This window comes from Kangiella sp., assembly GCF_014762745.1.
In the GTDB taxonomy this organism is placed as follows: domain Bacteria; phylum Pseudomonadota; class Gammaproteobacteria; order Enterobacterales; family Kangiellaceae; genus Kangiella.
Genome location: NZ_JABURJ010000137.1, coordinates 13,714 through 28,224, shown reverse-complemented (window position 1 = coordinate 28,224; position 14,511 = coordinate 13,714). Strand labels below are relative to the sequence as shown.

Genomic DNA, 14,511 nt, shown 5'->3' with positions numbered 1-14,511 from the left:
TACACCATAAAAGAAGCTCGAACCACCAGGTTGTCCGGAATTCCAACTTCTACTTCATCATCTATATTGGCATTGATGTAATTTTTCAAGGGGGTAACGAACACCTTATGCGAAAACGCCTTGCTGACAATACCGCTGCCACACACCGTATTCACCTGGCAGCTGGAACAGCCGGTTTTACTCTGTGTTTGCACCCAGACGGTGTCATTCTCTTTAGCCACCACGCGGCCAATTTCGGTCAACATATTGGTTTCTATCATAAGGAATCAGTCTTCAGACTTTGTTAAGCATTTTACTGGAATTTAACTGGAAAAGCAGTGAGCTTTTAGCAATGCATTCATTTAGAAACAACAAAGCCGAAGTGATACTTCGGCTTTGTTGGAAATAGGTTGGAGACTAAGTTAGAACTTTACTGACTTTCAGCCTGTTCCTGTTCAACTTTCAGAGGTGTTGGTTGCTGTGTTTCAGATTGCTCGGCCATCATAGGCACACTCACTGGAATCACTTTCTGGTTACTGACCACCTGAACACTTGGCAACAGGCTCGATTGTGATAGTGACTCATGCTTCAAGAACATATCATGGATAGTCTGTAATTCCTGGCGCTCTACTCTGCTTAAAGTAGCAGGATCAACCGATGTTGCAGGGGTGTCGATACTGGCTACAGTAGCAACGGGTGATGCAGTAGCATCAACGGAAGCCTGATTACCTACATTAAACAATACCACTAAAGCAACTGAGGCCGCCATGGCATAGCCTGCGATCTGTTTGAATGGCTTGGTCGGGAAATGGATGACGTTAGACTTTGGCTGCTCAGGGCTTGCTGAATGGGCTGGTTCATTGGCAATCTGTTCATTAATACGAGCGGAGATGTCTAAATCCAAGTGTTGGACTTCATCACGCATGACCTGACCGATTAAATGGTATCGGCTCCATAATTGCATTTCTTCAGATTCAATAGCGAAGCTGCTTTCAGATGCAAAAGCATTAAGCTCATTATCCACACACGCGGATACATCTTGCTTATCTATGCGTCCAGCCACGCCTTTACCTAAATCATTTTTGTCCAACATTAAATCCAACCTCTATTTCCAACCACAAGCCTAAAATGCCGCTTAAACCTACCAAGTCGACATAACCCGGGACTTAACCATCCGTGCGTCAAATTGTCTGATTAACTTGGGCTGGAATGCTTAAACTAACGAAAATGCATCAAACCCTGTCTTCAAGACATCAAGCATTAACCCTAATTGCTTGATTTTAAATAAAATTTTGATTTGAGTCTTGGTTCAGCAACGATTAAGAAAGCTTTGTTTAGCTCAAATCTTATACACATTGACTAGACCCTGTGTAAAAAGTTCAGCAGAAATGTAAAAAAGTTTGTATTTCTACTGTTAACCTCATCCTGCTAAGAACGCCAACCCTGTTCCAAAAGTGGTGCAATTTTTTGATCAATTGCATCACGTGCCCGGAAAATCCGCGATCTGACGGTACCTACCGGACAATCCATTACCTCGGCAATCTCTTCGTAACTCAGGCCGTCCATTTCCCGTAAGGTGATGGCCGTTTTCAGATCTTCGGGCAATTCATCAATAGTCTTAAAAATAATAGTCCTGATTTCGTCGCGAAACATGATTCGCTCAGGACTTCCGGTGTCGCGCAAGGCATCACCGCCTTCATACTGCTCTGCTTCTACTGAGTCGATATCACTGCCCGGAGGTCTGCGCCCCTGAGATACCAGATAGTTTTTCGCGGTGTTAATCGCAATCCGATATAGCCAGGTATAAAAAGCACTATCACCACGAAAACCCGGCAAGGCTCGGTAAGCTTTAATAAAAGCTTCCTGAGAAATATCCGCTACCTCATGACTGTCTCTGACATAACGAGATATTAAATTCATGATTTTATGCTGGTATTTTTTGACCAACATATCGAAAGCGCGCTTATCGCCTTCCTGAACACGTTTTACTAACTCTGAGTCTAAATCAGCCCCAGACATATAATCCCCTTTTAATTGTTATCTTCTTTACGAAGTCGCTTGCAGGGCAAACATTCATTGATCCGGGTCATTCAACCCTTCGCTAACCAGCAAAAAAACTAACTGGCTGTCGTGCGGTTATGATAAAGTCCGCCAATATTAAACGGTATTCTGCTAGGAAAAAACTAAAGTTTCCAGTGACTTTCTAACAGATAGCGACAAACACAGACTCGCTTAAGGGTACAAAAGTTCCCAACTTTTTATCATGGATATCATGAAAAACACAACTAATCCTACTCAGCACACCACCGATGTGCTGGTTATTGGTAGCGGCGCAGCCGGTTTGTCAGTAGCTTTGCGGCTGGCTCATTTAGGTAAAATTACCGTGCTGAGCAAGGCTGAAGTGACTGAAGGATCGACCTTTTATGCCCAGGGCGGCATTGCTGCGGTGCTTGATGAAAGCGACAGCGTTGATTCTCATGTAGAGGATACTTTGATAGCTGGCGCCGGCCTGTGCGATGAAAAAGCCGTTCGCTTTACCGTAGAACACTCGCGCGAAGCTATTGAGTGGCTGATTGAGCGTGGGGTCATGTTCAGCAAGGAAGATGAAGCCTTCCACCTGACTCGTGAAGGTGGCCACAGTAAACGCCGTATCATCCATTCCGATGACGCTACTGGTAAAGCGGTTTCCACTACGCTGGTATCAGCCGTTCTCAATGAACCCAACATCAATATTCTCGAGCACTATATTGCTGTTGATTTGATTACTGGCAATAAGCTCGGTAATGATGATAATCGCTGTCATGGTGCATATGTGCTGAATCTGAAAGAAGATCGCGTTGAAACCATCAGCGCACGCTTTGTAGTGTTGGCTACAGGTGGCGCCAGCAAAGTTTATCTTTATACTTCAAATCCAGATGTAGCCAGCGGTGATGGCATTGCCATGGCCTGGCGCGCGGGCTGTAGCGTGGCTAACCTCGAATTTAATCAGTTCCATCCAACCTGCCTCTATCATCCGCAGGCGCGCAGTTTCCTAATCAGCGAAGCCTTGCGTGGTGAAGGCGCGGTACTGCTACGCCCCAATGGCGAGCGCTTCATGCCAGAATATGATGAGCGCGCAGAACTGGCACCTCGCGATATTGTCGCGCGCACCATTGATCATGAAATCAAAAAGCATGGTATCGAATGCGTCTATCTCGATATTTCGCACAAAGACGAAGACTTTATCAAAAGCCACTTCCCGACCATTTATTCGCGCTGTCTGGAGTTTGGATTAGATATTACTAAAGATGCCATTCCGGTAGTTCCTGCTGCCCACTACACCTGCGGCGGTGTCAAGGTGGATCTTAATAGCCGCACCGACGTGGACGGCTTATATGCTGTTGGAGAAGTAGCCTGCACCGGCCTGCATGGCGCCAATCGCATGGCCAGTAACTCCTTGCTGGAATGCCTGGTTTTTGCTCAGGCAGCAGCCAATGACATCGAAGCACAATGGGACCCTACTCAATCTCCCCTTCAGTTGCCACCATGGGATGAAAGCCAGGTAACAGACTCTGATGAAGAAGTAGTGCTCAGCCATAACTGGCACGAACTGCGTCAATTGATGTGGGACTATGTGGGCATTGTACGCACCGATAAACGCCTGCAAAGAGCGCTTAGACGCATCGAGTTATTGAAACAGGAAATCCACGAATACTACAGCAACTTCAAGGTCAGCAACGACCTGATCGAGCTGAGAAACCTGGTCGTCGTCGCCGAGCTTATTGTCCGCTGCGCCATGCAACGCAAAGAAAGTCGCGGCCTGCATTATACGCTAGATTACCCAGAACTTGCTGACAAAGCTGTGGACTCCAACCTGAAGCCATCGTCAAACTAGTCCTGACTGATAGCACTGACATCCTCTTTTCGATAAAACCGTAATACCCGAGACAGATGCCGAAAATCTGTCTCGCTTACGGCATCACGACAAATGAGTAGTTGTTTTTTCTGTGGAGTAAATCTATTCATGAGCGGTTGCTCTACATCGTCTTGCTCCAGTTTATAATTCAACCGAATCCACCAGGGCCAAAGCACGTTATTATCGGACAACTCAATTGGGAGCTTGCTGGTGTCAGCGCCATCTTGAAGTACCAGATACCAACAGCCATCAACAAATTGAAGCTGTTTTATTCCTCGGTTCAGTCGATAAAAACTTCTGAGTTGCCAGAAAGCAAAAGGAACCATGACAACTACCAGTAATGGTATAAGTATCAGGCTGGTCGACAAGGAATAGTGGCTAGTAACGAACAGAACAAAACTTGTCGTTAGCAAGATCCAAAGTGCCATAAACACTCGAGGTAGTATTCTTGAAGGCTGTATGTCGATAAACAGATTCATGTCACTCCCTGACTCTGATTAGGTTAGAGCAAACCGCGATTACTGAATTTTCTTGTTAATAAACTCTCGAATCGCAGCAACAAAACCCTCAAATTCAGGTTTAGGCGTTTCATAGCCCATAATCCAGGCATAGAGATCCGGGTCATCCTGCTCCAGAAATTTAGCGTATTCCGCAGCTTTGCCCTCATCAAACTGACAGACTTCCTCTTCCAGATAAGGGATCAGCACCACATCCAGTTCCAACATGCCTCGGCGACTGGCCCAATGTAATTTCTTTAACTGTTCTTCAGTCATTGTATCTAACCTAAAATTGTTTCGCGGAATTATAACGGTAACGGTGCAAAACCGCTAAGAATCAGAGTAAAATTATCACCGTTATGAAGCAAAATAAGCATTCAACTATGAATTTTACTAATCAAGACGCAATGCAACACATTACACAACTTCAAAATATTGCTTGCGAGCTCGGCCATTACGGCATTATCCGAGTCAGTGGCGAAGAAGCAAAAAAGTTTCTGCAGGGCCAGTTGACTTGCGACATGGAAAAAGTCAGCAATCAGCAGGCTACTCTTGGCGGTTTCTGTAATGTTCAGGGACGCCTGCATGGAATCTTTTTTACCATCAAATATGATGATGACTATTTACTGTTAATCCCAAAGGAAGGACTGGAGCATCTACTCAATAAACTTAAGATGTACGCGGTCTTTTTCAAAGTTGAGCTAACGGATGCCAGTCTCGATTTTCAGATATGGGGCCACACTCAAAAAGGTGCGACCACCAACTTTGCCGAAGACATGAGTCTGGTCGTCACTCAGGCCGATGGCGTCACCGAAGTTCACCTAAACAGCCTGTTCAATGCCTCTTTCATGATTGCTGAAAAAGAACATGGCAGCGCCATCATCAAGGCTTTAGAAGGCACAACACTGGCTGATGTAAACGCCTGGGACTATATCGAAATCCAGGCCCATATCCCTTTAGTTTACGAGCAAACTATTGAAGAGTTGTTACCGCATTTTGTTGGACTGCATCAAGTTGGTGGCGTCAGCTTTGATAAAGGATGTTACACAGGACAGGAAATTGTTGCCCGCATGCATTACCGCGGCAAGCTCAAAACCCACGCCCTGCTCGCCTATTCAAAAGATACGGCGACATTAACACCCGGGGATAAGGTGAATAATGAAGATGACAAGGCCGTTGGTGACGTTATTCGCTCAACAGTATTTGATGGCAAAACCTATGCTTTAATCAGCCTTGCGGATAAAGCTTTAGAAAGCCAGCTCAGTATCAATAGTGCTGAGTTTGAAATACTGGATTAAATATTTCTAGATAATCCCTACTAAAGAAAAAAGCCCTTAACGAATTAAGGGCTCTTCTTTACTGATTCAGGTTAAGTGAATTAAGCCTGAGACTTTTTCTGCTCTTCAATCCAGCGATTGATTTTATCTTCCAGAATATTCAGCGGAATCGCACCATCTTTTAGTACTTCATGGTGGAACTCGCGAATATCAAACTTGTCGCCAAGTTCTTTTTCAGCCAGCGTGCGTAACTCGCGGATTTTGAGCTGACCTATCTTGTAGGCTAGTGCCTGACTTGGAATGGCCATGAAACGCTCAGCTTCCGAAACCATGCGCGCTTCAGCGGCTGGTGAGTTGGCTTCCATATAGGCCAGGACCTCTTCGCGACTCCAGCCTTTGGCATGCAAACCGGTATCAGTGACCAGACGAATAGCGCGCCACAGTTCAGCACTTAAAGCACCAAAATATTGGTAAGGGTCGGTATACACACCCATTTCCTTACCCAGCGACTCTGCATATAAGCCCCAGCCCTCAGTGTAGGCAGTGGTACCACCAAAGCGTCTGAAGTTAGGCACATCTTTTAGCTCAATTTGAGTTGAACGCTGGAAGTGATGACCAGGAACTGCTTCATGTAAGTACAAGGATTCAACGGTCCAGGTTGGACGAGCTGATAAGTCGTAAGTATTAACGTAGAAGATACCCGGGCGTGAACCATCTGGTGATGGACTCTGATAGGATGCTGCTGACGAAGACTGTTCACGATATGCCTCTACTGCACGAATCTCAAACTCAGCTTTTGGAATGACCTTAAACAAGTCAGGAGCCGTTTTATCAAGCTTCCCTCTTAGATTCTCATAGGCCTGCAACATATCCTCTTTAGTATCGAACTGGAACTGTGGATCGGTCTTTGTAAACTCGAAGAATTCTTTTAAAGTTCCTTCAAAGCCTACCTGCTTCATCACACCTTTCATCTCATCGTGTAAACGCGCCACTTCATCCAGGCCAATCTGGTGAATCTGCTCAGGTGTTAAATCAGTGCTGGTCGTTTCTTTAACTTTAAAGGCATACCATTCTTTACCGTTGGGTAGAGCGACCATGCCAGAAGTCTCACGTGCTGCAGGAATATACTCTTTCTCGATAAAATCATGCATCTTTTGGTAGGTCGGAACAACCCAGCCTTTGATAGCTTTGACATACTCCTGAGTTAAGCGCTTTCTGTCTTCCTCAGAGAATGACTCGGGCATATTTTTAATTGGGCCATAAAAAAGGCTAGTCTCAACATCATCAACAATATGCGCTTTAAGCTGTGGCAATACCTTAACCATCAAAGCTTTTGGCTGAACAACGCCCTGCTCCATGCCTTCACGCATGTTGCCAATAATAACGTCAACACCACCCGCAGCCTGCTCAAGACGACTCAGCCAGTTTTCGTAATCTTTTACCGTTTTAAAGGGTTGCGCGCTATTGCCTGAACCTAGCATCGCGATGAAGTTAAATGGATTATAAAACTGCTGGATAGGTTGTAGATGATCAGGGAATTTAGCGCCTTCAATTTCAGCTTCTCGCTCACCTTTAAAAATTTTGAAACTCAGTAAGTCCTGCCCTTTCAACTTAGAAGAATCAACCGTGTTAATTTTTTCTAAAAATTCTTTACTGAAAGCTAACTGTTTTGCTAGGCCTTCTTCAGTGCCCCAGTCTCCTAACTGATCATTGAAGCGATTGTCGCCCATGAAAGTAGCCATTAAAGGATTCATTTCAAGGCTACGTTCCCAATGCTCAGCATAGATCGCTGCTGCTTTTTCAGCTTCAGTTTGCTGCTGCGCTGCCACAGCTTCATCGCTACTTAGGAAGCTAACAGAGGATGGACTTGCCACAGCAGTTACGCTGGAAACGGCCATGGCGATTGAAAAGGATAAAGCGGTTACTTTGTGGATTCTTAAACGACTCATTGAATACTCCCACTGGTTTTAGTGTTTTTAAAGTGAAATCACTATAACCGTGAGAAAATTACAACTCAAAAGTAACTGGTAACAAAGTGTAAATTATATGAAGTAAAGCGCTGTTCAGGACTTATCCCTGGTCTTCCTCATGGCATCTATTTTGCCAATTTTTTCTAAAAAAGCATCTTTATCTAGTTGATTTTTATAGTCTAAATCGAACCTGCTGTGAAAATAGATACTCAAAGTTACCTTCTCGTCGGTAAGCTCAATGTCATAGCCATCAAAGCCCGAAGTCGCGTAAATACCCTTAAAGTAGTGGCGATTGCCACGCTGCTCACCTTTCTCAGCAATGATCTGAAATACACGTAAAGCCTGACGAATATCGATATCTGTGGACATAATTATTTGGCTTGATGATTTTAAATCATCATAAAGGAAGTAGCGTGAATTCTAAATATCAAGTCTACATATTTCATTCCGTCATTCACCACAGGCACTTCCTTCGGTCGCCCGCGAAGGCGGGTGACCAAAGGGAATGCCCTCGGGTAAATCCATGATGTTTTAATCATTCCTACCCTGATTGTTTCGCCTCTCAGCGAGTTACTTTTACGGAATACATCCCTGTATTCCGCTGAAGCCAGCGTCATTTCACTCCGCTGTTCAAATTTGTTCCAGACAAATTTGTCTTGCTCTAAGTAACCACAAAATCGTCAGGAACGATTTTGAATAGCGAAGCTAGCCCGAAGGGTGAAGTACAGGATGTACTTCATAAAAGAAGACACCCCGATATTGAGGCCACGCTTCGCGTGACTCCCTGCGCCACTCCCAAAATACTTAACACACCAGAATTTACATCACATCCTTGTGCTGAAAATTCTTATCAAAATCATCTCCCTAAAGGGATTCCCTGTGGTCACACATTTTGATTGTTATATTTTGTACGTAGCTTAGCTCAATATAAGGGGATTATTGGTGCTACCTTCAACTCAAAAGCTGTAAATAAACGCAGGATTTTTCACCAGCACTGCTCCTGCTGTGCTGGCATTTCCGCCATCCCTGGCGGTCATCCAACATTCCGTAATTGAGATATTAAAAATTAGGATTTTTTGTCTAAGACGAGGCTTTAAGCAATTTATCTCGCGGAGTTTACTAAAAGTAAATGAGCAAGATAAATTGCTTTATAACGAAGTATTAGGCAAAAAAGACAATTTTTATTCGGGGCGCATGTGCGGGAATAAAAGAACATCTCGAATGCTTAAGCTATCCGTCAGTAACATCACCAGACGGTCAATACCAATACCTTCACCCGCTGTTGGTGGCAGACCATATTCCAATGCACGAATATAGTCAGCATCATAATGCATAGCTTCGTCGTCACCGGCATCTTTTGCTTCTACCTGCTCTTTAAAGCGCTGCGCCTGATCTTCTGCGTCATTAAGCTCCGAGAAACCATTGGCTAACTCACGACCACCGGCGAAGAATTCAAAACGGTCGGTGATGAATGGATCTTCGTCATTACGACGCGCTAATGGTGATACTTCTGCTGGATAAGCAGTAATAAAGGTTGGTTGAATCAATTTATGTTCAGCTACTTCTTCAAAGATTTCAATTTGAACACGGCCAAGTCCCCATGAATCTTCCAGCTTTAGTTTCAAGCGTTTGGCTACTTCGCGCGCCTTGTCCATATCAGTCAACTGCTCAAGAGTGATCTCTGGCTGATATTTCATGATAGCTTCTAGCACGGTCATGCGCTCGAACGGCTTACCAAAGTTATAAGTTTCGCCACCGCTTTCAAACACGGTTTTGCCCAAGACAGTTTCCACGGTGTAACGCAACATAGCTTCTGTCAGATCCATCAGGTCATTGTAGTCTGCGTAGGCCCAGTAGAACTCAAGCATGGTGAACTCTGGGTTATGGCGTGTGGAAAGACCTTCGTTACGGAAATTACGGTTAATCTCAAAGACTTTTTCCAGACCACCCACAACTAAACGCTTTAAATACAACTCTGGCGCAATACGCAAATATAGCGGCATGTCTAAGGCATTGTGATGAGTCTCGAAAGGACGCGCTGAAGCTCCGCCCGGAATGACGTGCATCATCGGTGTTTCCACTTCGAGGAAATCGCGTGACTCAAGAAAGTCACGAATCGCTTTTACCACTCTTGAACGAATGATAAAAGTTTCGCGCGATTGCTGATTAACAATTAAATCAACATAACGCTGACGATAACGTGTTTCCTGATCAGACAGCCCACTCCACTTGTCAGGCAGTGGGCGCAATGATTTAGTCAACAGGCGAATACTGGATGCTTTAACAGATAACTCGCCTTTGTTGGTTTTAAAAACAGTACCCTCAATACCCACGATATCGCCAATATCCCAGGTTTTAAAATCCTCATAGACTTCATCGCCTACAGCATCTTTACGAACGTAAGACTGAATGCGGCCTGACATATCCTGAATGGTAATAAAGCTTGCTTTACCCATGTTGCGGAACAACATGATACGGCCAGCAACCTTAACCTTCTTACCCAATTCTTCAAGCTCAGACTTTTCCTTATCACCATACTCAGTGGCAATTTCTTCAGCTAAAGAATCACGACGAAAGTCGTTCGGGAAGGCAATCCCCTGTTTTCGTTTATCTGCCAACTTCTGCTTACGTAAAGTAATCTGCTCGTTGACATCAACTACTGGGGTTTCTTGATTGCTCATTTTCGTTTATTACCTCAATTTACCGTTAAATTTACCATTACAAAAAATACGTTATTGCTATCAGTTACTACTATTAAATTGTTGCTGTGATAAAAATGTCAAAACACTTTCAATTTGTCCAAGTATTACCTTGGTGAAGCAAGCCTCGAAGTTGCGTTGCTCCTTCGAGGCTACAAACTATTATTGCGCAAGCGCCGATCGCTCCAGCACCATAATCTTCTTTAGTAGGGACAACTCATGAGTTGTCCGTACAGCCAACTCTTCAAGCACCTTCAGCGTTTTTGCTAAGTAAGTGCGCGGCAAAACTTTTTAGCGAGGGCCGGAGCCTACTTTCACCTCTTTAGAGCGTTTGTGGGCAGCAGATACAAGGCAAAACTTTTTGCAGAGGATAGGAGCTTACAAAAGTAAGTGACTATTCCTGCATAAAAGTTTTAACACAGTAGCTGCAAAGCACAAGCGGTCTAAACGCCGGCTTTCAATGAGGCTTCGATAAAACTATCCAAATCCCCATCCAAAACAGCCTGGGTATTACTCGACTCATGTCCTGTGCGCAAATCTTTAATCCGCGACTGATCCAATACATAGGATCGAATCTGACTACCCCAGCCAATATCTGATTTGGTATCTTCCAGCGCCTGCTGCTCTTCTCGCTGTTTTTGCATCTCAAGCTCATACAGCTTGGCTTTCATCATGCTCATCGCCTGAGCACGGTTTTTATGCTGCGAGCGGTCATTCTGACATTGCACCACAATTCCGGTTGGAATGTGCGTTAAGCGGATCGCAGAATCTGTCTTATTAACGTGCTGACCACCGGCTCCACTGGCACGATAGGTATCGACCCGTAAGTCCGCCGGATTGACCTCGATATCAATATCGTCATCGACTTCGGGATAGACAAATACTGATGCAAAGGAAGTATGGCGACGATTACCTGAGTCAAAGGGTGACTTTCGCACCAATCGGTGAACACCTGTTTCCGTTCTCAACCAGCCATAAGCATATTCGCCTTCAATTCTGATAGTAGCGCTTTTAATACCTGCCACATCGCCATCAGACTCTTCAGTCACTTCGGCTTTGAAGCCTCTGCTTTCACACCAGCGCAGGTACATTCTAAGTAACATACTGGCCCAATCCTGCGCTTCGGTTCCGCCCGAGCCTGCCTGAATATCGAGATAGGCATTATTCTCATCCATCTCGCCTGAGAACATACGGCGGAACTCTAGCTTTTCGAGACTGGCATTTAATTGTCTGACTTCGTTTTCAATCTCGCCAACGCTTTCGGCATCGTCTTCTTCCACCGAGAGCTCTAATAATTCCTGATTATCTTCGATACCTGCTTCCAGGTTCTTGATGGTGTTAACTACGGCTTCCAGTTTGGCTCTCTCCTGGCCAAGAGATTGTGCTCTTTCCTGATCATTCCAGACATCCGGCTGCTCAAGCTCTCGCTCGACTTCTACCAGCCGCTCTTGTTTGCTATCAAAGTCAAAGATACCCCCTAAGCGTAGTGACACGCTCAGACATATCTTTCAATTGTTCTCGGATTGGGTTTACTTCCAACATATTCGGTCTATTACTTATAATTGATGAGTTTGCGCAAGACGCAGCAGGTCTGCAAAAGGGCCATATTTTAACCAATCTGATGGGCACTGCATACCCAAAATATGGTTACTAGGCCCTTTTCTTATGGCTTTAGGCTGATTCTATCGTCTGATCAGCGCCGCTTGGGTGTCCAGGCCCAGATCATGGTGCATTCGATGGGCTCCTTATTCTCCTCATCCATAACGCTAACGGCCACTTTTACCTCACCTTTTTCTTCGCTCAGAATTGACTGGCGCTGCTGTTCGCTCAGGTGAGCCGTAGCAGTCAGGCTTCCAACAGCCCTTTTCAGGAAGTCTACCTTGAGCGTTTTAATGACCAGGTATTTATCATCTGGAACATTCATTCCTACCACCATACCAGTCGCTGTTTCTGCAATGAGAGCCATGGCCGCCGCATGAACTGTCCCGATATGATTCTGCACTTTCTTACGGTTCTGAATCCTAAAGATCGATTCTTCCTTTGTCAGTTTCAACACTTCAATTTTGGCCGTTCCCACCAGTTTTACAGTTTTTCTAATCACAAAATTGAGTAGGAAACCACGAACAAACTTTGGATATGACTGGATCGTATTAACAACTTTAGCCAGACGGTTATCCACCAATGCTTTACTGGACGTGAGAGAGTCATTCATATTAATGCCTTCATGGGCTTGAAGCCGATTTGTAAACAGATATTACAAATCATATCCTCTTCAATAATTTAGTGCTAATGTTCTTAGCTCGAGAGGAAAGATTTAGGAAAATAATATGAGCAAAATAACCTTAGTAAGCATCAGTTTGGCTTTGGCATTATATGGCTGTAACGACAACCAGGAGCAAGCCACTCCTACAGCTAATTCGACAGCTGCAGAAGTGACGCAAACCCAGTCAAAGCAGGGAATGACCGCAGAAGAAGCATCAAAAAAGCTCAACGAACTATTTGAACAGCAATTTCAGGCAAGCCTGGCGCTCAACCCTATTCAGGCAACGGCTATTGGCATACCCGGATACAACGATAAACTTCCAAACTTCTTATCACCAGAGTTTCGCAAGAAAAGTCACGATTTTACCGTTGAATGGCTAGACAAAGTCAAACAGATTGATCGCAGCCTGTTATCTGGTCAAGACCGTCTGAGCTATGACATTTTCGTTTATCAGTCCGAACATAGTCTGAAAGGTGAGCAATTCCCCGGCCATTTAATTCCAATCAATCAGTCCAACAACATTGCCAACTTTTTTGCCCAGCTGGGCTCAGGCCAGAGTTTCCAACCCTTTAAAACCGTTGAAGATTATGAGAATTGGTTGAAACGAGTTGATGGTGGAGTAGCCATTATGGAACAGGCTATTGTTAACATGAACCAGGGTATCGAGCAGAAAGTTGTCCAGCCCAAAGCTTTAATGGAAAAAGTGATACCACAGTTGGCGGCACATGTGGTTGAAGACCCAACGCAAAGTATTTTCTATACGCCAATCACTAACATGCCTGAAGACTTTTCCGAGGAAGATAAGAAGCATCTAGAGGAAGCATATCGTACAGCCATTGTTGAAAAACTAGTTCCTGCCTACAAAGAACTGCATGACTACATTAAAGATGATTACATGCAGTACGCACGCGACAGCTTTGGTTTAAGTGAACAGCCTAATGGTGAAGCCTGGTATAACTATCAGTTAAAAACTTACACCACAACTGATCTGACTGCTGAAGAAATTCATCAGTTTGGTTTGGATGAAGTCGCTCGCATTCGTGCAGAGATGGAAGAAGTGATGGAGCAGGAAGGTTTTGAGGGTACGTTGGAAGAATGGTTCAAGTATGTACAAACCAACCCGGAGTTCTATTACGACAACGAAGAAGACTTGTTGCAGGGCTATCGTGACTTACAAGCCAAGGTTAATGAATTATTGCCGAGCATGTTCGATATTGCACCTAAAACAGATTACGAAGTTCGTGCAGTCGAAGCCTTCCGTGCCGAGTCCGCAGCTGGAGCTTCTTATATGGCAGGTTCGCCAGATGGCTCACGCCCAGGTATTTTCTATGTCAATACATTCAACCTAAAAGGTCAGCCTAAGTTTGGTATGGAAACCTTATCCATTCATGAAGCAGCGCCAGGTCACCACTTCCAGATTTCATTGCAACAGGAAATTGAAGGCTTACCCATGTTTCGTCGTTTTGGTGGCTTGAGTGTCTTTAGCGAAGGCTGGGCACTGTATGCTGAATCAATCGGCAAAGAAATGGGTATGTTCACCGACCCGATGCAATATTATGGTCGCTTAAGTGACGAGATGTTGCGTGCCATGCGCCTGGTGGTAGATACCGGACTGCATGCAAAAGGCTGGTCGCGCCAGGATGCGATTGATTACATGATGGCAAACTCGTCAATGGCTGATACCGATGTAGTGTCCGAAGTTGAGCGTTATATTGCATGGCCAGGCCAGGCAGTTTCTTACAAAGTCGGTCAGCGCGTCATCAGCAACCTAAGAGCCGAAGCTGAAGAAAAACTTGGCGACAAGTTTGACATTAAAGCTTTCCATCGTGAAGTATTAGTCGATGGTGCGGTGCCAATGCCGGTGCTGGAGACTAAAATCCGCGAATGGATAGATTCACAGTTAGACGAAGCGTGATAGAAAAGCCATACAA

The 14,511-nt window shown here is 44.7% G+C and carries 13 protein-coding genes; 3 read left to right on the top strand and 10 right to left on the bottom strand.

Going from position 1 to position 14,511, the window contains the following annotated elements:
- From HUJ19_RS12175 to rpoE, 3 genes are all read right to left on the bottom strand, one after another.
- A partial coding sequence (locus HUJ19_RS12175; protein ID WP_290624479.1) for a SoxR reducing system RseC family protein occupies positions 1–260 on the bottom strand: 260 nt, incomplete at its 3' end.
- 149 nt (positions 261–409) lie between these two features.
- Positions 410–1,072 carry an RseA family anti-sigma factor gene (locus tag HUJ19_RS12170; RefSeq protein ID WP_290624477.1) on the bottom strand — a complete coding sequence of 221 codons (663 nt, stop codon included), beginning with the start codon at positions 1,070–1,072 and terminating at the stop codon, positions 410–412.
- A 335-nt stretch (positions 1,073–1,407) separates the two neighbouring features.
- Positions 1,408–1,998: an RNA polymerase sigma factor RpoE gene (gene rpoE, locus HUJ19_RS12165; RefSeq protein WP_290624476.1), complete on the bottom strand. Its 591-nt coding sequence runs from the start codon at positions 1,996–1,998 to the stop codon at positions 1,408–1,410.
- A gap of 253 nt (positions 1,999–2,251) precedes the next feature.
- Between rpoE and nadB the strand changes: the two genes are divergently transcribed.
- Positions 2,252–3,853: an L-aspartate oxidase gene (gene nadB, locus HUJ19_RS12160; protein ID WP_290624474.1), complete on the top strand. Its 1,602-nt coding sequence runs from the start codon at positions 2,252–2,254 to the stop codon at positions 3,851–3,853.
- Here nadB and HUJ19_RS12155 read toward each other — a convergent pair.
- Together HUJ19_RS12155 and HUJ19_RS12150 are read right to left on the bottom strand one after the other, a co-directional pair.
- The gene (locus HUJ19_RS12155; protein ID WP_290624473.1) at positions 3,850–4,353 is read right to left on the bottom strand and encodes a protein YgfX; all 504 of its coding nucleotides are present in this window, start codon (positions 4,351–4,353) and stop codon (positions 3,850–3,852) included. The genes nadB and HUJ19_RS12155 overlap by 4 nt on opposite strands.
- Positions 4,354–4,392: 39 nt before the next feature.
- Complete coding sequence (locus HUJ19_RS12150; RefSeq protein ID WP_290624472.1) at positions 4,393–4,647, bottom strand: succinate dehydrogenase assembly factor 2; 255 nt, start codon at positions 4,645–4,647, stop codon at positions 4,393–4,395.
- Positions 4,648–4,754: 107 nt separating this feature from the next.
- Between HUJ19_RS12150 and HUJ19_RS12145 the strand changes: the two genes are divergently transcribed.
- Positions 4,755–5,669, top strand: coding sequence for a folate-binding protein YgfZ (locus HUJ19_RS12145; protein WP_290624470.1), 915 nt, complete (start codon positions 4,755–4,757; stop codon positions 5,667–5,669).
- 80 nt (positions 5,670–5,749) lie between these two features.
- Here the strand turns inward: HUJ19_RS12145 and HUJ19_RS12140 are convergent, their stop codons facing one another.
- From HUJ19_RS12140 to HUJ19_RS12120, 5 genes are all read right to left on the bottom strand, one after another.
- Positions 5,750–7,597, bottom strand: a complete 1,848-nt coding sequence (locus tag HUJ19_RS12140) for a DUF885 family protein (protein WP_290624468.1) — start codon at positions 7,595–7,597, stop codon at positions 5,750–5,752.
- 114 nt (positions 7,598–7,711) lie between these two features.
- Positions 7,712–7,987, bottom strand: a complete 276-nt coding sequence (locus tag HUJ19_RS12135; protein WP_290624466.1) for a DUF3081 family protein — start codon at positions 7,985–7,987, stop codon at positions 7,712–7,714.
- A gap of 812 nt (positions 7,988–8,799) precedes the next feature.
- Positions 8,800–10,299 (bottom strand): lysine--tRNA ligase, encoded by a 1,500-nt coding sequence (gene lysS / locus HUJ19_RS12130; RefSeq protein WP_290624464.1) that lies wholly within the window; start codon positions 10,297–10,299, stop codon positions 8,800–8,802.
- Between the two features lie 461 nt (positions 10,300–10,760).
- Positions 10,761–11,859, bottom strand: a protein-coding gene (gene prfB / locus HUJ19_RS12125) for a peptide chain release factor 2 (protein WP_290624462.1) whose coding sequence is annotated in 2 segments (ribosomal slippage) — positions 10,761–11,783 and positions 11,785–11,859 — 1,098 coding nt in all. Because the reading frame shifts where the segments join, the coding sequence is not laid out codon by codon here.
- Between the two features lie 151 nt (positions 11,860–12,010).
- A complete protein-coding gene (locus HUJ19_RS12120) occupies positions 12,011–12,529 on the bottom strand; it encodes a DUF4442 domain-containing protein (RefSeq protein ID WP_290624460.1) in 519 nt (172 codons plus the stop codon).
- A gap of 115 nt (positions 12,530–12,644) precedes the next feature.
- Here HUJ19_RS12120 and HUJ19_RS12115 point away from each other — a divergent pair, with 115 nt between their 5' ends.
- Positions 12,645–14,495 carry a DUF885 family protein gene (locus HUJ19_RS12115; RefSeq protein ID WP_290624459.1) on the top strand — a complete coding sequence of 617 codons (1,851 nt, stop codon included), beginning with the start codon at positions 12,645–12,647 and terminating at the stop codon, positions 14,493–14,495.
- Positions 14,496–14,511: the final 16 nt, after the last annotated feature.

What these genes read in the sequence shown, in the direction of transcription:
- HUJ19_RS12150 (WP_290624472.1), bottom strand. Translation starts at nt 4,647, where the DNA reads ATGACTGAAGAACAGTTAAAGAAATTACATTGGGCCAGTCGCCGAGGC.
- HUJ19_RS12140 (WP_290624468.1), bottom strand. Translation starts at nt 7,597, where the DNA reads ATGAGTCGTTTAAGAATCCACAAAGTAACCGCTTTATCCTTTTCAATC.
- HUJ19_RS12170 (WP_290624477.1), bottom strand. Translation starts at nt 1,072, where the DNA reads ATGTTGGACAAAAATGATTTAGGTAAAGGCGTGGCTGGACGCATAGAT.
- HUJ19_RS12115 (WP_290624459.1), top strand. Translation starts at nt 12,645, where the DNA reads ATGAGCAAAATAACCTTAGTAAGCATCAGTTTGGCTTTGGCATTATAT.
- lysS (WP_290624464.1), bottom strand. Translation starts at nt 10,299, where the DNA reads ATGAGCAATCAAGAAACCCCAGTAGTTGATGTCAACGAGCAGATTACT.
- nadB (WP_290624474.1), top strand. Translation starts at nt 2,252, where the DNA reads ATGAAAAACACAACTAATCCTACTCAGCACACCACCGATGTGCTGGTT.
- HUJ19_RS12155 (WP_290624473.1), bottom strand. Translation starts at nt 4,353, where the DNA reads ATGAATCTGTTTATCGACATACAGCCTTCAAGAATACTACCTCGAGTG.
- HUJ19_RS12145 (WP_290624470.1), top strand. Translation starts at nt 4,755, where the DNA reads ATGAATTTTACTAATCAAGACGCAATGCAACACATTACACAACTTCAA.
- HUJ19_RS12135 (WP_290624466.1), bottom strand. Translation starts at nt 7,987, where the DNA reads ATGTCCACAGATATCGATATTCGTCAGGCTTTACGTGTATTTCAGATC.
- rpoE (WP_290624476.1), bottom strand. Translation starts at nt 1,998, where the DNA reads ATGTCTGGGGCTGATTTAGACTCAGAGTTAGTAAAACGTGTTCAGGAA.
- HUJ19_RS12120 (WP_290624460.1), bottom strand. Translation starts at nt 12,529, where the DNA reads ATGAATGACTCTCTCACGTCCAGTAAAGCATTGGTGGATAACCGTCTG.